The sequence below is a fragment of the Candidatus Microthrix parvicella Bio17-1 genome (genome assembly GCF_000299415.1).
GTDB classification, from domain to species: Bacteria; Actinomycetota; Acidimicrobiia; order Acidimicrobiales; family Microtrichaceae; genus Microthrix; species Microthrix parvicella.
This window is the reverse complement of record NZ_AMPG01000001.1, coordinates 1051793-1070761: the sequence shown is the minus strand read 5'-3', so window position 1 is coordinate 1070761 and position 18969 is coordinate 1051793. Positions and strand designations below refer to the sequence as shown.

Annotated in this window: 18 protein-coding genes; 9 read left to right on the top strand and 9 right to left on the bottom strand. The window is 66.6% G+C overall.

Annotated features, from left to right (window positions below; all coding sequences use genetic code 11):
* Nucleotides 1–2: 2 nt before the first annotated feature.
* The 6 genes from sufC to MPARV_RS0105175 form a co-directional block, all read right to left on the bottom strand.
* Complete coding sequence (sufC, locus tag MPARV_RS0105200; protein WP_012224418.1) at nt 3–749, bottom strand: Fe-S cluster assembly ATPase SufC; 747 nt, start codon at nt 747–749, stop codon at nt 3–5.
* Nucleotides 749–2185: a Fe-S cluster assembly protein SufB gene (gene sufB, locus MPARV_RS0105195; protein WP_012224420.1), complete on the bottom strand. Its 1437-nt coding sequence runs from the start codon at nt 2183–2185 to the stop codon at nt 749–751. The genes sufC and sufB overlap by 1 nt, the downstream gene beginning before the upstream one ends.
* A 153-nt stretch (nt 2186–2338) precedes the next feature.
* Nucleotides 2339–3313 carry an NAD-dependent epimerase/dehydratase family protein gene (locus MPARV_RS0105190; RefSeq protein WP_020377498.1) on the bottom strand — a complete coding sequence of 325 codons (975 nt, stop codon included), beginning with the start codon at nt 3311–3313 and terminating at the stop codon, nt 2339–2341.
* A gap of 225 nt (nt 3314–3538) precedes the next feature.
* The gene (locus MPARV_RS0105185; RefSeq protein WP_020377497.1) at nt 3539–4015 is read right to left on the bottom strand and encodes a hypothetical protein; all 477 of its coding nucleotides are present in this window, start codon (nt 4013–4015) and stop codon (nt 3539–3541) included.
* Nucleotides 4012–4776: a DUF2786 domain-containing protein gene (locus MPARV_RS0105180; RefSeq protein ID WP_020377496.1), complete on the bottom strand. Its 765-nt coding sequence runs from the start codon at nt 4774–4776 to the stop codon at nt 4012–4014. Before MPARV_RS0105180 ends, MPARV_RS0105185 begins: the two co-directional genes overlap by 4 nt.
* The gene (locus MPARV_RS0105175; RefSeq protein ID WP_020377495.1) at nt 4769–5227 is read right to left on the bottom strand and encodes an HAD hydrolase-like protein; all 459 of its coding nucleotides are present in this window, start codon (nt 5225–5227) and stop codon (nt 4769–4771) included. The genes MPARV_RS0105180 and MPARV_RS0105175 overlap by 8 nt, the downstream gene beginning before the upstream one ends.
* A 295-nt stretch (nt 5228–5522) precedes the next feature.
* Between MPARV_RS0105175 and MPARV_RS0105170 the strand changes: the two genes are divergently transcribed.
* Nucleotides 5523–7184 carry a class I adenylate-forming enzyme family protein gene (locus MPARV_RS0105170; RefSeq protein ID WP_172636556.1) on the top strand — a complete coding sequence of 554 codons (1662 nt, stop codon included), beginning with the start codon at nt 5523–5525 and terminating at the stop codon, nt 7182–7184.
* Between the two features lie 94 nt (nt 7185–7278).
* Here the strand turns inward: MPARV_RS0105170 and MPARV_RS0105165 are convergent, their stop codons facing one another.
* Entirely contained in the window at nt 7279–8034 is a 756-nt protein-coding gene (locus tag MPARV_RS0105165) for an SDR family NAD(P)-dependent oxidoreductase (protein ID WP_020377493.1), read from the bottom strand.
* A gap of 119 nt (nt 8035–8153) precedes the next feature.
* On the opposite strand from MPARV_RS0105165, the gene MPARV_RS22275 reads away from it, so the two are divergent.
* From MPARV_RS22275 to MPARV_RS0105140, 5 genes are all read left to right on the top strand, one after another.
* Nucleotides 8154–8744 (top strand): TetR/AcrR family transcriptional regulator, encoded by a 591-nt coding sequence (locus MPARV_RS22275; protein ID WP_081582090.1) that lies wholly within the window; start codon nt 8154–8156, stop codon nt 8742–8744.
* An 83-nt stretch (nt 8745–8827) separates the two neighbouring features.
* Nucleotides 8828–9670 (top strand): SDR family NAD(P)-dependent oxidoreductase, encoded by an 843-nt coding sequence (locus tag MPARV_RS0105155; RefSeq protein WP_051011888.1) that lies wholly within the window; start codon nt 8828–8830, stop codon nt 9668–9670.
* 47 nt (nt 9671–9717) lie between these two features.
* Complete coding sequence (locus MPARV_RS0105150) at nt 9718–10503, top strand: enoyl-CoA hydratase/isomerase family protein (RefSeq protein ID WP_031277316.1); 786 nt, start codon at nt 9718–9720, stop codon at nt 10501–10503.
* A 28-nt stretch (nt 10504–10531) separates the two neighbouring features.
* Nucleotides 10532–10705 (top strand): hypothetical protein, encoded by a 174-nt coding sequence (locus tag MPARV_RS24570; RefSeq protein WP_020377489.1) that lies wholly within the window; start codon nt 10532–10534, stop codon nt 10703–10705.
* Between the two features lie 154 nt (nt 10706–10859).
* The gene (locus MPARV_RS0105140; RefSeq protein ID WP_157789467.1) at nt 10860–11813 is read left to right on the top strand and encodes a hypothetical protein; all 954 of its coding nucleotides are present in this window, start codon (nt 10860–10862) and stop codon (nt 11811–11813) included.
* Here MPARV_RS0105140 and MPARV_RS0105135 read toward each other — a convergent pair.
* Nucleotides 11797–13020, bottom strand: coding sequence for an acetyl-CoA C-acetyltransferase (locus MPARV_RS0105135; RefSeq protein ID WP_031277314.1), 1224 nt, complete (start codon nt 13018–13020; stop codon nt 11797–11799). The genes MPARV_RS0105140 and MPARV_RS0105135 overlap by 17 nt on opposite strands.
* Nucleotides 13021–13141: 121 nt before the next feature.
* Between MPARV_RS0105135 and MPARV_RS0105130 the strand changes: the two genes are divergently transcribed.
* Together MPARV_RS0105130 and MPARV_RS0105125 are read left to right on the top strand one after the other, a co-directional pair.
* On the top strand, nt 13142–14401 hold the full coding sequence (locus tag MPARV_RS0105130; RefSeq protein WP_020377486.1) for an acetyl-CoA acetyltransferase: 1260 nt from the start codon (nt 13142–13144) through the stop codon (nt 14399–14401).
* A 64-nt stretch (nt 14402–14465) separates the two neighbouring features.
* The gene (locus tag MPARV_RS0105125) at nt 14466–15926 is read left to right on the top strand and encodes a carotenoid oxygenase family protein (RefSeq protein WP_020377485.1); all 1461 of its coding nucleotides are present in this window, start codon (nt 14466–14468) and stop codon (nt 15924–15926) included.
* Nucleotides 15927–15975: 49 nt separating this feature from the next.
* On the opposite strand, the gene MPARV_RS0105120 is transcribed toward MPARV_RS0105125, so the two are convergent.
* Nucleotides 15976–17001, bottom strand: a complete 1026-nt coding sequence (locus MPARV_RS0105120) for a glutathione S-transferase family protein (RefSeq protein WP_020377484.1) — start codon at nt 16999–17001, stop codon at nt 15976–15978.
* A 186-nt stretch (nt 17002–17187) separates the two neighbouring features.
* Between MPARV_RS0105120 and MPARV_RS0105115 the strand changes: the two genes are divergently transcribed.
* Nucleotides 17188–18885 (top strand): FG-GAP repeat domain-containing protein, encoded by a 1698-nt coding sequence (locus MPARV_RS0105115; RefSeq protein ID WP_157789466.1) that lies wholly within the window; start codon nt 17188–17190, stop codon nt 18883–18885.
* Nucleotides 18886–18969: the final 84 nt, after the last annotated feature.

Genomic DNA, 18969 nt, shown 5'->3' with positions numbered 1-18969 from the left:
GGTTACGCCGGTGCGGCGGCGCCGGTCAGGTAACCCTGCGCCTCGATCTCAGTCGCCAGTTCGGGGCCACCCGAGCGCACGATCTTGCCCCCGGTGAGCACGTGCACGAAGTCGGGACGAACCAACTCGAGCAGCTTGGGGTGGTGGGTGATGATGATCATCGAACGGTCGGGGGACCGCAGCGCCTCGACCGCGGTGGCCACGACGCGCAGCGCGTCGACATCCAACCCGGAGTCGATCTCGTCGAGGATGGCCAGGCGGGGCTCGAGCAGGCTGAGCTGGAGCACCTCGTTGCGCTTCTTCTCGCCGCCGGAGAACCCGGTGTTCACCGAGCGGCTGAGGAAGGCGGGGTCCATGTCGAGGAGGGCCATTGCAGCCTTGGCCTGCTTCAGGAAGTCGGTTGCGGCGATCTCGGGCAGGCCCATTGCGGTGCGGCGTGAGTTGACCGCTGTGCGAAGGAAATACATGTTGCCCACGCCGGGGATCTCGGTGGGGTGCTGGAAGGCCAGGAACAGGCCGGCCTTGGCACGGTCCTCGGGATCCATCGCCATCAGGTCCTCACCGTCGAAGTCGACGGTGCCGCCGATGGTGTAGCCGTCACGGCCCGTGAGCACGTTGGACAGCGTGGACTTGCCCGCGCCGTTGGGGCCCATCAGCACGTGTACCTCGCCAGCGCCCACCTCCAGGTCGAAGCCGTTGAGGACGGTCTTGCCGTCGATGGTTGCCGTGAGGTTCTTGATGGAGAGCATCAGCCCACCGTTCCTTCCAAGCTCAGTCGCATGAGTGCCTGTGCCTCGACCGCAAACTCCATGGGGAGTTCGTCGAAGACGTCGCGACAGAATCCGTTGACGATCATTGAGGCGGCGTCCTCCTCATCGAGGCCGCGCTGGCGACAGTAGAACAGCTGGTCCTCGTCGATCTTGGACGTCGAGGCCTCGTGCTCGACCTGAGCCGTCTCGTTCTTCACCTCCACATAAGGGAAGGTGTGGGCGCCGCACTCCGAGCCGATCAGCAGCGAATCGCACTGGGTGAAGTTGCGGGCGCCCTCGGCGGACCGAAGCACCTTGACCTGGCCCCGGTAGGTGCTCTGGGCCTTCCCTGCCGAGATGCCTTTGGCGAGGATCGTGCTTTTGGTGTTCTTGCCGATGTGGATCATCTTCGTGCCGGTGTCGGCCTGCTGAAACGCAGTGGTCACCGCCACCGAGTAGAACTCGCCGACCGAGTCGTCGCCCTGCAGGATGACGCTGGGATACTTCCAGGTGATCGCCGAGCCGGTCTCCACCTGGGTCCACGAGATCTTGGCCCGATGGCCGGCGCGACCACGCTTGGTGACGAAGTTGTAGATACCACCCTTGCCCTCTGCGTCACCGGGATACCAGTTCTGCACGGTGGAGTACTTGATGCTGGCGTCGTCGAGTGCCACCAACTCGACCACCGCTGCGTGCAGTTGGTTTTCGTCGCGCATCGGGGCGGTGCAGCCCTCGAGGTAGCTGACGTTGGCACCCTCCTCGGCGACGATGAGGGTGCGCTCGAACTGACCGGTCTGGGCGGCGTTGATGCGGAAGTAGGTGGACAGCTCCATGGGGCAGGCCACACCTGCCGGGATGAAGCAGAACGACCCGTCGGAGAACACCGCCGAGTTGAGTGCGGCAAAGAAGTTGTCGCGGGGTGGCACCACGGTGCCCAGGTACTTCTTGACCAGTTCCGGATGTTCGGCGACCGCTTCCGAGAACGGGCAGAAGATGACGCCCGCCTCGGCCAGCGTCGCCTTGAACGTGGTGGCCACCGAGACCGAGTCGATGATGGCGTCCACCGCTACGCCGGACAGCCGCTCCTGCTCTCCCAGCGAAATGCCCAGCTTGTTGAAGGTCTCGAGGATCTCCGGGTCGACCTCATCGAGGCTTTTGGGCCCTTCCCCCTTGGGTTTGGGCGCCGCCCAGTAGTGCATGTCCTGGAAATCGATCGGCGGGTGATGCACGTTCTGCCAAGTGGGTTCCTCCATGGCGAGGAAGTGCTCCAAGGCGTTGAGCCGCCACTCCAACAGCCACTCGGGCTCGTTGTTCTTCGCGGAGATTAACCGGACGACACCCTCGTTCAGCCCCTTTGGTGAGAAGTCTGTGTCGATGTCGCTGTGGAATCCGTAGGCGTACTCCCGCTCTACGAATGTGTCGATGACGTCAGTCATGCTGCTCCTGCGGTTGCGTTCGGCAATAAACCTAGCGTGGGGGAGGTTTATTGACAAGCCGTCAGGCGTCGCTGTGACCCAGGGCTCGATCGACGGCCCGTGGTGCTCAATCTACGTCAGAGGTGGTGCTCACCCCCATCGGCGACCGCCGCCTCAGCTGCCTGCCGCCGCGAACCAGTTGAGGGTGTCGCCCACCGTCTCATGAATGGGGCGCACCCGGTAGCCCAGTTCGGTGGCAGCCTTGTAGTGGCTGACCGAAGGTGAGTACCTCAGCGCGTGCAACGAGTCGGGGGTGAAGATGGGGATCCTGTTGCCGGGGGTCAGCCTCATCACCAGCGGGCCGAGCGGGGTGATGAGCGACAGCGGAACGTCGATCCTGGGGACCCTCGATCCGGTGAACGACGAGACGATCTGGGCAAGTTCCTTGATCGAGATGCGGGTGCCCGAAAGCAGATAGTTCTCCCCGGTTCGGCCTTGCCTCCAGGCCGCAATCATGCCGTCGACCAGGTCGCGAACGTCGACAAAGTCGAAGCCGCCCCCGACGTTGACGGGGATCTTGTTGTCTCGCAGCTCCAGGATGGTTTCGCCCACACGCGAGGGCCCGTGGTCGTGGATGCCGATGACCCCGGTGGGGTTGACGATCACGAAATCGAGGTCGGTCCCGGCGGCCTCCCGAAGCGCCTGCTCGCCGGCGAACTTCGATTGGTCGTACGCGGGGGCGGGCGCGCCGGCCGTGCGGGGTCCGGTTTCGTCAAGCGACGGCCCGCAGCTGTGCAGGTCGAATGCGTGCACCGAGGAGCAGTGCACAAAACGTCCGACCCCCGCTGCTCGGGCGGCGGTGCCGGCGTTGCGAGGCCCCTGGACGTTTACCTGCCGAACCTTGCCGGTGGGGTCCCCGACGATCGAGATCATGGCGGCCAGGTGAAATACGACGTCGGCGTCGGCGAAGGCGGCGCCAAGTGCCTCGGGGTCGAGGACGTCGGCCTCGACATGCTCAACGTCGAGGCCGTCGAGCGAGTCGGTGCGCCGCACGTCTGCGGCTCGTACCACCACCCCCTGGTCGAGCAATGCTCGGACGAGGTTGGCTCCGACGAGCCCATACGCTCCGGTGACGGTTGCGCGGGTCATGTTTCCTCCGGACACGACAGAGGCGGGGGCCCTGACCGTGTGCCGTTCACGATAATCAAGCCCGTGGTCGCCCGCCGGCAGCGGGGCGTGGACCTCCCAGGTCGTCGGGGGGTCTCGCGGCCAGATGATCCGGGAGGTGATCGAAGCTCAGCCGGCCGACGATGACGATGAGCAGATCTTGCGGTGAATCATCGAGGGCTATGAACCTGGGTTCCGTACACCACTTCAGTTGCTCGTGAACGGTTGGCCGGGCCGGTTGCCCGTCATCCTCAGGTTGAGCTGTGCCGACAGCTCGGTGGCGGCGGGGAAGCCGCACTCCCGGCGCCACAGCGCCAGCAATGCTGTGCGGAACCCGGCGTCGTGCCCGGATCCGGAGGCAACGTGTGCCAGTTCGTGACAGACGACCCCTGCATTCCAGTGCTCGCCGTCGACGATCCACACGATCCCGGCGCCATCGGCACGGCAGGCGGCCGAGAACGTGGCTGTGCGGGATCGGCGTTCGACGTGCATCTCGATGGGTGCCGAGGGGAACGTGTCGGCCCACCAGTCCGAACTGACGATGGCGTCGACGTGGGCCCGAAGGTCGGCGAAGCTTCGGTAGCCCCGTGGCGGAAACGACGCCGCGGCCTCATCTTCTGCGGCGTAAACCCGAGCGGTCTCCTCGTCGATGACCGAGTGTGCCGACGAGGAGCGACGTGTCATCTCGACAACGTTTTGGGTGCCGGTTTGAGGCGACCACCCAACTCGGCCTGGTTGCCGGCGCGCACGCCGGCCCTGGCTCCGGACGCGGAGCCGCCGGAGGTGACGTAGCTGCTGCGCAGCCGAGGGAACTGCCGCCTGGTTTCCTCGTCCACCCGGTGAGAACGGTCGGCCAGCACGATCGCAGCGGTGGATTCGCCGGCCGGCGAGGCCTGGTCGTGGTCGACCCCCGCACGTCGACGTGCTGCCTGCAGCCGCTGGCCCACCCGGTTGGAGAACGCCACGATGAAGCTGCGACGCCACGACGCAGTTGCCGAGGCGCTGCGTTGGCGGGACTCGTCGACCAGCATTGCCCGGGTCATTTGCACCAGCAGCGACGAAAACAGCAGTTCGGTCACCTCGATGTCGTGCGCGAAGCCGACGACCGCCAGCCGGTGGCCGTCCGATGCCGTGTCCAGCCGGATCGCCCGGCATCCGTTGGCCTCGGCGATCACCCCCAACAGCACGCTCTTGCGGGCGGCGTACGGAGCCAGAACGTCGATGGTGCGGGAGGTCGGTGCCGACCGTTGAGCGTCCGGCGTGTCCGCCCACACCATCGCCTCGTCCAACTCCCATTTGGCGACGAGCGCTGCTGCCTTCTCCAGGTACGTGGTGGCCTCGTCGGGGAAGTTGGTTTCCTCCGCCTTGGCCAGCAGCGCCCGAACCTTGCGGAGTCGGTCGCTGCCCAACCCACTGGAGGTGGTGTCGTTCAGTCCATCATTCACGGCTGCGGAACACCTCCCACCACTTGTCGCCGACGATGACGGCCCCCGACTTGTCGGGCCACCCAAGCGCCTCGAACGTCACGTCGAAGATCCCCGTGTCGGGCTTGGCCGACCCGGCCTCGGTCGAGATGGTGATGGCATCGAACAGGTCCTCGATGCCGAGGCGGTCGATGCGGGGTCGCTGGACGTCGGCCGGCGCATTGGTGGCGACCCATTGCTCGAACCTCGACACGTGCACGTCGCCGGGGGTGAGTTCGCCCGCATGGACCGCGTCCCAGAGCGCCTGGTTGATGTCCCGGTAGGCGTCGTAGTGGGCGGCGACCCGCTCGATCCCCAGCTGTGCGACCGTGCTGTTAAACGCATGGGCCTCGGCGCCGTCGGGGTCGAACAGGGTGAGGTCGAAGTCGAAGAGCCGGTTGGGTACGTCATCGTGTCGAGCACGATACGGCACCAGTCATCGCTCTCACACCAGGGCTGACACACCAGGGCGCTCACACCAGGGCGCTCACACCAGGGCCCCCGCCCCGGGGAGGGCGATGACGGGTGGAGGGCGATGACGGGGGAGGGCAATGACGGGTGGAGGCTCAGGCGGTGGGGAATCGGGGCGGCCGCACGGTGGGCCGCACGGGGAACCCCCGACCAATGGGTCGACGGTCGGGCGCGGGTATGGACCGGTATCGCTACTCTGACACTCCGTCAGATCGAGTGAGTCTGACCCGATGCAACAGCCTGGGGGCAACAGCGCGATGACTGCGACCAACGATCAGCAGCCAATCAACGTCGACGTGAGCGGGGCGGCCGAAGACGTGGCGGTGGAGCTCGACGCCGAGACCGTCGCCAGGTTTCAATTTCATGGACAGGACGTCGGGTGGCTGCTCGACCAGCGGGCGACCAACCGGGCCGATCACCCGTTTTTGGTGTGGGAGCCCAAGGACGGTCCGAGCCGAACCTGGACCTATGGCGAGTTCGCCGTCGCCACCAGGAAGGTCGCCGCCGGGCTGGCCGAACGGGGTGTTGGCGTGGGGGACGCGGTCCTGATCCATGCCGAGAACTGTCCCGAAGCGGCGATCGCCTGGTACGCGGTGGCCCGCCTTGGCGGCATCGCGGTCACCACCAACACCCGCAGCGTGGCCGCCGAGCTCAGCTACTTCATCGAGCACTCGGGCGCTGTCGGGGCAATCACCCAACCCAAGTTGGCGTCGGTGGTGGCAGAGGCGGGTGCCGACCTGGCCTGGGTGGTCGTGACCGACGACAACGTGGGCGAGCCTGCCGACGATGAGCAGTTGGCCCATGGAGGTGAGTCGTTCGACTCGTTGTTCGGCGACGCCGACACCGTGCCGGCGCTCCACCCCGATCCGTTGCGCCCGGTGAGCATCATGTTCACGTCGGGCACCACCTCCAAGCCCAAGGCGGTGGTGCACACGCACGGCAACGTGCTGTGGAGCGCCAAGGTCAACCCGCCCAACATCGACTTCGGCCCCGATGACACCTACCTGTGTTACCTGCCGTTCTTCCACATCAACACGCAGGGCTGGGCGATGTGGACGGTGCTTGGCGCCGGCGGCACCGTGGTGTTGCAGCCGAAGTTCTCCACCAGCCGCTTCTGGCAGGTCATCGCCGCCCACCGTGTCACGCACATTTCGTTGATCCCGTTCGTCTTCAAGGCAATCGGCGCCGAGCCGATCCCCGAGCACACGGTTCGGGTTGGTGTGTTCGGCCTGATCATGCCGTTCCTGGATGAGTGGCTTGGTATGCGGGTCATGGCCGCCTACGGCATGACCGAGCTGGTGACCCATTGCGTCCGCTCGGTCCCCAACGAGGCCTACCCCGACATGGCCATGGGTCGGGTTGCACCCGGTTACGAGATGATGGTCGTCAATCACGAGACCAATCGCCCAGCCGAAGTGGGCGAGATGGGCGAGTTGTGGATCCGCGGCGTGCGGGGCATCTCGGTGTTTCAGGAGTACCTCAATAATCCCGAGGCCAACGCCAAGATGTTCTCGAACGACGGGTGGTGCCGCACCGGGGATGTGGTTCGCCTGGAGGCCGACGGCAACATCTTCTACTGCGACCGCGACAAGGATGCGCTGAAGGTGGGCGGCGAAAACGTGTCGGCCCGCGAGGTGGAGGACGTGTGCCGCACGGTGCCGGGTATCGACGACATCGCGGTCGTGGCCAAGAGCCACGACATGTTGGACATGGTGCCCGTGGCGTTCGTGATCCGCAACGCCGGCGCCGAGTCGGAGGAGGTGATGGCCGCCGCCATCATCGACGCCTGCGCCGGCGCTTTGGCCGACTTCAAGGTGCCTCGGGCGGTCTATTACCTCGACGAGTTTCCGACTGCTGAACTGGGCAAGATCTCCAAGAAGGACTTGCGGGACCTGGCCGACACGTTCGCAGCGGTCTGAACGCCGCCATGGTGTAGTCGATCCAGTGAAGACGGCCGTCCGGTTGATGCCATGACCATGGCCGAGACCCATCGAGACGGCCGCTCCCGAGTGGCTACATTCCCGAGCGTTGCTTGATCGCCCTCCGGTGCAGGCTGGTCGGTGCCTTGTTGATGATGGCTCGCTGCAGCCTGGACATGGCGTTGTCGACCACCCAATGAACCCGAGTTCGGTCCTCGGTGGCAGCGACAATGACATCGGCCACGTCTTCCGAGGTGAGGTTGACGCCAACGGCATCGACGATCTCGCCGGCGGCTCCGTCGAGCATGGAGGTGCCGACAAACCCTGGCGCAATGTCGCACACGTGAATGCCCTGTGCCTCCCACTCGAGGTTGATCGCCTCCGTGAACCCCTTCACCCAAAATTTGCTGGCCGAGTAGGTGGCCAGCTCGGGCACGCCGTAGTCGGCAGAGGCCGAGCACATGTTGATCACCGTCGGGTTGTGTCCCTTCGACAGGTAGCGGTGCGCCAGGTGCGTGCAGTTGAGCACGCCCTCGACGTTCACCCTGGTGATCAGTTGGTGCCGGGCGAGGCTGAACTCGGTGAACGCGCCCATCGAGAGGAGCCCGGCGTTGTTGAGCAGCCCGTCGAACGAGCCCCCATGGGTAGCGGCAAAAGCCGCGAAGACCACAGCGACCGCTTCTGCGTCGGCCACGTTCATCACCTGATAACTGTGGCGGTCACCCAACTCGGTTCGCAGCGCTTCCAGTGACACTTCGTCGACGTCGGTCAGGCACAGCGTCCAGCCGAGTTGAGCCAGCCGCCGTGAGGCAGCGAGGCCGATTCCGGCTCCGGCGCCGGTGATCACCATGGTCTTCAACGTGGTTGCTCCCAGCTAGGCGAGAGGAAGGTTGACACCACTCCCCAAAAATCAACATGATGTTCGGAACCATACAGAGTGCCAAGTAACTCTCATGAAGGGCGGGGGCCATGGAGCTTGACCAGACGGCTAAGGACAAGCGGGTCAAACGATCCAGGGCGGCTCTACGGGCGGCCATGGTGGGGCTGGTGCTGGAACAGGGGTATGACGCGGTCTCCGTCGATGCGTTGGCAGAGCGAGCCGACGTGACCCGGGCGACCTTCTATACGCACTTTGGGACCAAGGCCAACCTGCTGACCGACGTGGTTGACGAGTTCGCCGGCAACGTCGCAGCGGCATTCGAGGCCTCCGATGCGATCGGATCGGACGGCGGTCGCCTGCGGGTGTTGCTCGAGTATGCGGGAAAGTGGCCCGATGTCTTGACCATCATTGTTCGGGGCGAGGGGGACGGCGCCCCGTTGCGGCGCTTCACCGCACGAATCGCAGAGGTACTCGTCGAGGACTTCGATGACCAGCTGCTCGAGCTGGGCACCTCGCCACAGGCCGACCGAAGCCTGGTGGTGGCGATGTGGGCTTCAGCGCTGGCAGGGGCGGTGCGCTGGTACTTGGAGGCCGACGAGCCATCCGAGCCGGTCACGACGGCGAACGACGTCAACGCCATTGCAGAGCTGGGCTGGGCCTGGGCCGCAGGTCGCCCCTGAGGCTCCAGCGTCTGTACGCCGTCGCTTCCCGCATGGCTGGGTAGCATCTCCCGCTTGGACCGTCGGCCGGCCGAGGGGGTGTGATGGAAGGCTTCGCAGCGAGGTACGGGGGGTGGGCCGTGGTCACTGGCGCCGCCCAGGGCGTGGGCCTGGCGTTCACCGAGGCACTCATTGAGCGTGGACTCGGCGTGGTGATGGTGGATGTGGCTCCTCAGTTGGAGAACGTTGCCGCCGAACTCGGCGATGAGGCAACCGTCAGGTCACTCGTCGCCGACCTGAAGAACCCGGCGTGGATCGAGGCACTCGGGTCAGCGACACAAGGCCTGGAAGTTGGTCTCGCCATCGCCAACGCCGGTGTGGCGTTTGTCGGTCGCTACCTGGACATGGCCCCGGCAAGGCGCCGCGCCATCATCGACGTCAACTGCGCCGCCACCGCCGACCTGGCGTCGTGGGCGCTTCCGGCCATGGTCGATCGAGGACGCGGTGCTTTCGTCGCCACCAGTTCTGGTTCTGCACTCGCCGGCACCGGGGGAGTGGCGCTGTACAGCGCCACCAAGGCGTTCTCGGTCAACCTGGTTGAGGCGCTGGGCTGGGAGTTGGCCGATACCGGCGTCGACGCGCTCGCAGTCGTTGCCCCCACGATGGACACCCCCATGTTTCGCTCCGGTGGTGCCGACCTGGAGCGGGCCTTCGCCCCTCCCGTCGACCCCCGGGTTGTTGTCGAGGGCGCCCTTGATGCCCTCGACGGTGGCGGTCGCTGGCTTGCAGATGAGGGACTTGAGTTCGCTGCCACGATCGGCCGACGTGAGCGGGTGAACCTGATGAGCACGGCCACCACCACCATGTACCCGGGCATCTTCGAGGCCCCCGCCGATGATGGTGGCACCGCAACCAACCCCAACTCCTACAGCAGGGACCAGCAGTGACCAACCCCGCCCAACCATCCCCAGCCGGCTCAGCCGGCGCTGATGACCTGAACGACTGCCCCAATATCAAGGTGAGCGACGCCAACCGGATCCGTACGGTCACGATCGATCGGCCGGAGGCCAAGGGTGCAATGCGGGGTGACATGTGGAACGCCCTCGCCAACGCAATGGTGGATGCGCAGGACAACCCGGCGGTCGCCGTCGTGTTGTTGACCGGGACCGGCGATGCGTTCTGCGCCGGGGTCGACCTCGCCGAAATGGCCGAGATCGCCCTTGGCACCGGTGATGCCGATGTCCATGCGTTCCCCCGTCTCGCCGACACGATGGCGACCTTTGCCAAGCCGCTGATCGTGGCGGTCAACGGCATTGGGGTGGGTTTTGGGGCCACGGTGCTGGGCTTCGCCGACCTGGCGTTCATGTCGTCGACCGCCCGGGTGAAATGCCCGTTCACCCGTCTCGGCGTGGCTCCCGAGTTGGCGAGCAGCTACACGTTTCCGGCGCTCCTCGGGCGCCAGCAGGCTTCGTGGGCCTTGCTCAGCTCCGAGTGGCTCGACGCCGAGGAGTGCGCACGGATGGGTCTGGTGTTTCGTGTGTGTGAGCCCGACGATCTGCTTTCCGTCACGATGGACCACGCCCGGGTTCTCGCCGCCAAGCCGATCAGCTCGCTGGTGGAATCCAAGACGGCGATCCTGGCGGCGATGGCACCGCAGATCGCCGCCGCCCGCCAACGCGAGGACGAGGCCTTCCAACGCCTGCTCGGCACGCCGGAGAACCTGGAGGCCATGACCGCCTTCGCCGAGAAGCGCGAACCCGACTTCTCCAACCTCGGCTGAACGCTGGTCCTTCGGCCGGGTCACCGCCGTGGCGGGTGCTCTGGAGACCACCCTGGCGCAGAGCGGCGGGGTGGCGCCCGGCGACCGGGTGGGGATCGCCATGGGCAACTACCCGGAGTGGGTCGTGTGTTCGGTTCGGTCACCTCGACCGGTGTCCGGGATGGTTGCTCGCCGCCGCCACAGCGATCGCACCCGTGCCTGAACTGGGTGGCATTACTGAGGGACGGGCCTCAGCGATCACACCCAGATCGGCCGTGGGTGCGATCGCTGTGGCATGTCCTGGTCGTGCCGGTTCGCTCGACCCCGGGGAGCGATACCCGGTGCCACAGGGGGTACTTGGTCGTACGGTCGCCGGCATGGCACCGCTTCCGGGGAGGATTGACCGACTGGCGAGCGCACAGCGCGGCGTGGTCGCCCGGAGGCAACTGCTCGAAATCGGGCTGAGCGAGTGGCAGCTACGACGGGCGATGCAGACCGGTCGGCTCGAGTCGATCATGCCGGGGGTCATGCGATTGCCCGGATCTCCCACCAGCGAGGAGCAGCGGCTGTGGGTCGCTCACCTCAGGGTGGGGCCCGAGTCGTTGATCTCCCACGGTTCGGCCGCTCGGCTCTGGGGTCTGAAGTCGATCGTGCGGTGCCGGCCAACGCTGGTGGTGCCGCACCGTCGGACACCCAAGGTGGGAAGCGAGATGATCGTTCACCGCACCCGCAGTCTCGACAAGGCTGATGTTGGCGCCGTTGATGGGTTGCCGGTGACGACGCCGGCCCGCACGCTGGTGGACCTGTCGGGTGAGACCAGCAGGGCCCGGCTGACCGCCGCGCTGGAGGAGGCCCATTACGACAAGCTGGTCGGCTACCTCAACGTCGGGAGAGCGCTGGTTCGACTGGGGGAACCGGGGCGCCGGGGCTCCGTGCTGCTCGGGGAGTTGCTCGATGAACGAACCGGCGGCCGGGAGCTGGAGCAGTCGGCGTTGGAGCGCCTGCTGAGCGAGCTGTTCGATGCGGCCGGGATGGGCGAGGTGATCCGCCAGAATCCCTTGCCGTCGAACGGCGACGTGCGCGGGCTGGTCGACGGGTTCATCCCGCGTGGGGCGCTGATCGCCGAGGGCGACGGGCGGCGCTGGCACGGCCGCTGCGCCTCCATGGTGCGGGACCGGGAGCGTGACCTGGCGGCCGCTGAGGTGGGCATCCAAACCGTGCGGTTCATGCACGAGCAGCTCACCTCAGACATGGAGGGGTGCGCCGCCCGGTTGCGGCGCACCGTTGAGCTCCGGGCGAGCCAGGGGCTTGGCGTCAGACGCGTTCGATGATGATGGCGGGTGCCATGCCTCCGCCCGCACACATGGTGACCAGGCCGGTCTGGAGGTCGCGCCGCTCCAGCTCATCGAGCACCGTGCCAATCAGGATCGAGCCGGTTGCACCGATTGGGTGGCCGAGGGCCATGGCGCCACCGTTGACGTTCACCTTGTCGCGGTCGAGGTTGAGGTCGCGCTGAAACTTCTCGGACACCACAGCGAATGCCTCGTTGATCTCGAACAGGTCGATGTCGTCCAGCGTCATGCCGGCTCGCGCGAGCACCTTGCGGGCGGCGGGGACGGGTGCGTTCAGCATCAGCGTGGGGTCGTCGCCCATGTTGGCGGTGGCCACCACTCGGGCCCGAGGCTTGAGCGTGTGGGCCGTGGCGTAGGCCTCGCTTGCCAGCAGGATGGCGGCGGCGCCGTCGACCACACCGGAGGAGTTGCCGGCGTGGTGAACGTGCTCGATCGTGAGATCGGGGAACTTCTGTGCGACCAGCTCGCGGTAGGTCTTGGAATCTTCGGTGTGGCGGTAGTCGGCGACAACCTCGAACGAGGGCCGCAGCTTGGCGAGCGACTCGGCGGTGGTGCCGGGCCGCGGAAACTCCTCGTGATCGAGCGCAAGGCTGCCGCCCAGGTTGTAGACGGGCACCAGGCTGCGGTCGAAGCGACCCTCCGCAATTGCCTGGCCGGCCCGGGCCTGGGAGGTGGCGGCGTGCGCGTCGAGCGCGTCGCGGCCGATGCCGTCCAGCGTGGCGATGGCGTCGGCGCACACGCCCTGGTGCGGTTGTGGATGGAGCTCCTGGAGATGTGCGTTGTTGGCGCCGATGGGCAACATGCCCGTCTTCGGTAGCGACATCATCTCGGTGCCACCGGAGATCACCAGGTCTTCCATGCCCGCCATGATGGCGTTGGCGGCGATGTTGGTGCTGGTGATGCCCGAGCCGCAGAACCGGTCGAGCGTGACCCCGCTGGCCTTCACGTCGTAGCCGGCGTCGAGGGCGGCCATGCGGCCCAGGTCGCCGCTCTGCTCCGAGACCTGCGAGCTGGTTCCCCAGACGATGTCGTCGACGTCGCTGGTGTCGAGGTCGTTACGGTCGCGCAGCGCCGCCAGCACGGTGGCGCCCAGGTGCTGGGGGTGAAGGTGGGCAAGCGCCCCCTTGCCGGGCTTGCCGATGCCCCTCGGCGTGCGGCACGCGTCGATGATGAATGCGTCGGCCATGATGGATCCCCCGGAGTTCGAACTGGTGTGCAGAATGATTTGCGTCATGCGTAGCTGATCCGTGCCTCGCTTCGCCAGAGCGCCGTTACGCTGGGGTGATCTCGACCGGCAGGGGGCCGCCGTGAGTTCGACGTGGATTCTCGGCGGGTACCAGAGCGACTTCGCCCGCTCGTTGGGTCGCGAGGGCCTGGGCATCTCCGACCTCACGCAGGAGATCGTGGAGGGAACCCTCGAGGCGGCGGGCGTTGACGCCGACGAGGTCGACTCGGTCCACGTCGCTAACGCGTTCGGGCAGCTCTACACCGGCCAGGGTCACCTGGGGGCCATGCCGGCCAGCGTGGTGCCCGAACTGTGGGGCGTGCCGGCGATGAGCCACGAGGCGGCATGCGCGTCCAGCTCGATCGCGGTGCTGGCGGCGATGGCCGAGATCGAGGCGGGTCGCTATGACTGTGTGCTCGTGCTGGGCGTCGAGGTGGAGCGAACCATGCCCGGCGCCGCCGCCGCCCGCACCCAGCAGGCGGCGGCATGGGTGGGCCACGAGACCGACGGGGTCGACTTCATCTGGCCCGCGACGTTCGACCGGATCGCGGACGAGTACGACCGTCGCTTCGGCCTGGACGATGCCCACCTGCGGGCCATCGGCGAGCTGAACCTGACCAACGCCAAGGACAACCCGCTGGCACAAACCCGGGACTGGCGCTTGAACGAGCGCAGCTTCGGTACCGACGATCGATCCAACCCTCCGGTGGCCGGACGGCTGCGTCGCAACGACTGCACCCAGATCACCGACGGTGGCGCCGGGGTGGTGTTGGTCTCGGATCGCTGGCTTGCCGACCGGCAGGGCGCTGCAACACCTGGCGGTGCCTCCGGTCCGCTCGGGCGCATCGCGGGGTGGGGCCACACCACGGTCAGCCTCGGCCTCGAAGCCAAGCTGCGGCGCAGCGCCGACGGCGGCGCCGATCCGAGCCCCTTCGTGATGGGCCACGTTCGGCGTGCGATCACCGACGCCCATCGGCGGGCCCGGATTGCGGGTATCGACGACGTCGACTGCGTCGAGACCCACGATTGCATGACGCCGTCGGAGTACCTGGCCATCGACCACCTGGGCATCACCGGCCCCGGTGAGTGCTGGAAGGCGATCGAAGACGGGCGCATCCGGCGAGGTGGGTCGATCCCGGTCAACCCGGGCGGTGGTTTGATCGGTGGTGGCCATCCGGTGGGTGCCACCGGCGTCCGCATGCTGTTCGACGTCGCCAAGCAGGTGAGCGGTACCGCCGGTGAGCCGCAGGTGGACGGGGCGCAGCGGGCCCAGACGCTCAACATCGGTGGATCGACCGCCACCACGGTCTCATTCGTCGTTGAATCGGCGGTGTCTCGGTGAGTCGTCTGGCCGACAGGCTGCGCTGCTCAACGGTCTCATTCGTCGTCGAAGAAGTGGGTGCCCTATGAAGGTTCAAGAGATCGCCGGCTATGCCTCCGACCTGCCGAAAAACGACGACCATCCGTATCGGACCGGTGCGTGGCGACCCCAGCACACCGAGTACGACGCCTGGGACCTGGACGTCGTCGGCGAGATCCCCGAGGACCTGACCGGCACCTACCTGCGCAATACCGAAACGGCCGTGTTTCGACCGATCAAGCGCTATCACCCCTTCGAGGGCGACGCGATGCTCCACTCGATCAGCTTCGGCGGCGGTGAGGCCCGCTACGCGAACCGATTCGTCAAGACCGAGGGGTTTCTGGCCGAGCAGCAGGCCGGCCGGTCGTTGTGGGCGGGCATCACCGAACATCCGTCCAACGCGATCGCCGAGCACGGGTGGGGCGCACGGGGCATGTTGAAGGATGCGGCCTCCACCGACGTGATCGTGCACCGGGGCGAGGCGCTGGCCAGCTACTACCAGTGCGGTGAGCTGTACCGCCTCGACCCGGTCACGCTCGAGGACCGGGGTGTCAGCAAGTGGGGCTGCCAGTACTCCGGCCGTGGCGTGGCCGCTCACCCCAAGGTGGATGCGCACACCGGCGAGCTGATGTTCTTCAACTACATGCGCGACGACCCCAACCTGGGCTACGGCGTGATCGACGCCGCCGGCGAACTCACCAACTACGTCGAGGTGCCGTTTCCCGGCCCCCGCCAACCCCACGACATGGCCTTCACCGAGAACTGGACCATCCTGAACGCACCGTCGCTGTACTGGAATATCGAGGCCCGGGCCGCCGGCTACTTCGTCAACACGTTTCACGAGGACGAGCCGCTGCGGTTCGCACTGATCCCCCGGCACGGCAGCGTCGAAGAGGTTCGCTGGTTCGAAGCCGACCCAACATTCATCCTGCACCTGACCAACGCCTACGAGGACGGCGACGAGGTGGTGCTCGACGGGTTCTTCGAGCACAACCCGGGCATCTGGGGGAGCGGGCCATCCAACCCGAAGTACCCGGGCTTCGATGCCCTTGCCCTCGATGCGATGGACGCCAGGGCGCACCGCTGGCGGTTCAACCTGGTGACCGGCCAGACCAGCGAGGCGCCGATGAGCGAGCGGTGCGCCGAGTTCCCGATGGTGAACCACCTCCACGCCGGGCGACGTCATCGTTACAGCTACAACGCGCTGGGCGTGCCGGGCATGTTTGCGTTCAATGGCCTGGTGAAGCACGACCTGGATACCGGCGACGAGGAGGTGCTTGAGGCGCCAGAGGGCGTGTTCCTGTCCGAGGCGCCGATGGCCCCCAGGGATCACAGCACCGCCGAGGACGGCGGCTACCTGCTGACGTTCGTCTCGGACGTTCCCAACGATCGATCGGAGTGCTGGGTGCTCGACGCGTCGTGCCCGAGCGACGGTCCGCTGGCCCGCATCAGCCTGCCCGAGCGGATCTCGAGCGGCACCCACTCCACCTGGTCACCTGCAACCTGACCAGGCCGGAGTCTCGACGCCCCTCACCGACCGGTCGGCATCCGGTGGCTCAGCGCGGCCAGTAGGGGTTGGTGCCGGCTCCCGGCAGTTCGTCGATCGGCGGCGGCCCAGGGGCGGTACCGTCGCCGAACGGGCGGCCGCCGAGGCGCTCGCGGTCGTGCGGCGTGGCCCACGGGGTCAGGTCGGGGCCGAGCGGCACGATCCCCGATGGGTTCAGCTGCCGGTGCACCAGGTAGTAGTGCGCCTTGGTTTGCGGGAAGTCGATCGTGTCGCCGAAACCCGGCGTTTGGAACAATTCGCGGGCGTATCCCCACAGTGCGGGCATCTCCACCAGTTTGTTGCGGTTGCAGCGAAAGTGGTTGTGATAGACCGCGTCGAAACGAACCAGGGTGGGCCACAGCCTCACGTCGGCCTCGGTGATCGTGTTGCCGACGAGGTACCGGTGAGTGTCGAGGTGATCCTCGAGTTCGTCAAGCCGGGCGAACAGCCGATGGTACGCCTCGGAGTAGGCGTCGGCGTCGGTGGCGAACCCGGCCTCGTACACGGCATTGTTGACGTCACGAAAGTTGGCGTCCACCATCGCCATGATCTCGTCGCGATGCTCGGGCGGAAACAGATCGTGGGCCCCCGGGCGGTGCAGATCGCGCCATTCGTGGCCGAGGTCCAGCGTCATCTGGTGGAAGTCGTTGGTCACCACCTTCCCGCTGGGGACGTCGACCAACGCCGGCACGGTCACACCGCTGCCGCTCTCGACCCCTCGGGCCTCGTAAGCCTCTCGCAGCAGATGGATGCCGAGCACCGGGTCGGTCTCGCCCTCGTCGAGGTTGAACGTCCACGACTCCTCGCCGTGGGTGGGGCCGGCCAGCGCCAGCGAGATGCTGTCCTCCAGTCCGTAGAGCCGGCGGGCAATCAGCGCCCGATTGGCCCAGGGACATGCACGGGCGGCGGCCAGGCGGTAACGGCCGGCCTCGACCGGCCACCCATCGGCGCCGTCACGGGTGACGCGGGTGGTGATGTAGTCGGAATTACGCCGATAGGCGCCGGTCTCGTCTGCGTAGTCGGTCTCTGCGCCCATCCGCCGGGTCTACAGCTCTGCTCGCCACAGCGGTAGCCGGGCGTGCCGGGCCGGCCCCTGGTCACAGCGCCGGCATCTTGACCTCCTGAGACACGATCGGGCTGGTGCGTTGGGTGCCCGAGTTGGGAGACCTGGGTGCACTGCCGGAAAGATGGTGCCGTGACTCGCAGTACGAGCGTCAAGCGGTTGAGCGCAGCTGTGGTGAGCGTGGTGCTCATGTCAGCGGCGTGGTGGCTGACCCGTCCGGCGACTGACGGGGACCCCGAAGCGGCTGACACAGCGAGCGCACCCGTTCAGTTGGCTGCGGGCATTGCGTCTCCTCGCCCGAAGTTCGTTGACGTCACCAAGCAGTTCGGACTCGCAGGGTTAACCCAGCAGGACCGGTCCGCCGTTGATGCTGGGCGGTTGGGCCCGCCGGATCTCATGACGGGTGGCGTGGCTGTGGTCGACGTGAACGGCGATGGTTGGGAGGACCTTTTCTTCCCCCGGGTTCGACAGTCCGACGTGTGGATGCTGAACCAGGCGGGTGCCGGCTTCAAAGCGGCGCCTGCGGGCATGCTTCCGGGCTCGGCCTCGGAGTCTCATGGAACGAGCGCTTGGGGTGACCTCGATGGTGACGGGGACATCGATGGTGTGGTGGGCGGCATCGGTGATGGTTCGACGGTGTTGTACCTTCAACGCGACGACGGCACCATGGCGGAAGTTGTCGACTCTGGTCTGGTGTTGCCGCCAAACGCCGACGTTGGCGACCAGTTGGTCTTTGGGCTCACACTGACCGATCTCGATGCCGACGGCGACCTGGACCTGGTTGCGTCGGGATGGCGATACAACCGGGTGGCGGCGGATGGGCAGACCGCCGTGTTCGTCAACGACGGCGCCGCGAAATTCACCGAGATGCCGACCGCCATTCCAGAGGTGGGCAGGTTGGCGGCGTTCACGACCGCAGCGGGCGATGTTGATGGCGACGGTATCCTCGACTTGGCCGTCGCAGCGGATTGGAATCTCTCACGGCTCCTGACCGGCCAGGGTGATGGAACGTTCGTCGACGCCACGAAGACCTCCGGAGTGGGAACCGATGAGAACGGTATGGGGTCAGTGCTCGCCGACATCGATGGTGACGACGACCTCGATTGGTTCGTCACGTCGGTCAGCGCTCCAGGGTGCAAGGGGCCGCTCGACCCCACAGCCGGCGGCGAGGTCAAGGGCTGCACCGGCAACCGGTTGTTCATCAACGACGGAGCCGGCCGATTTACGGATGGAACCGATGCGTACGGCGTTCGGGACGGGGAGTGGGGTTGGGGCGCGGCGATGGAGGATTTGGACAACGATGGCGACCTGGACCTGCTCCACACCAACGGCTTCCGCCCGGCGAAACCGCCGCCCGGTCAGGAGCGGTATGTCACCGACACCAACCGGGTGTTCTTCAACGACGGAAAGGGCCCCTGGGTGGAGGACGCCGCAGCGGTCGGGCTGGGCGGCGCCGGAGATGGGCGGGCGATGGTGACGGTGGACGTTGACCGCGACGGCGACCTGGACGTCCTGGAGGTCGACAACCTCGATGGACCGCAGCTGTATCGCAACGAACTCCCAATCGGTGATGACTGGGCGGAGGTGCAGCTTGTGGATGCACAGGGCGCGCCGGTGGTTGAGGCCACGGTGTGGCTGGACGACGGCAGGTTGCGTGACGCCGGAGTGAGTCGGCGCCGGGACCTGCGCGCCGGCGACTCGTACGCGGCGCAACGGTCCGCCGTGGCCCATTTCGGGCTCCCCACAGGTGCGCCGGACAAGCTCACCGTCCTGGCTCAACGCCCTGGCGATCGTGCCCCGAAGAAGGTGGGGGTTGTCGAACGAGGCGGGAGCGCTGAGTTCGTCCTGTCTGAGTGATCGCACCTAGAACTTCTGATATCGAGTGCGTCCCGTTGCGTGATGAGCGGCTGTTATGACATATTGTTCAGGTTGGTAGGTCTA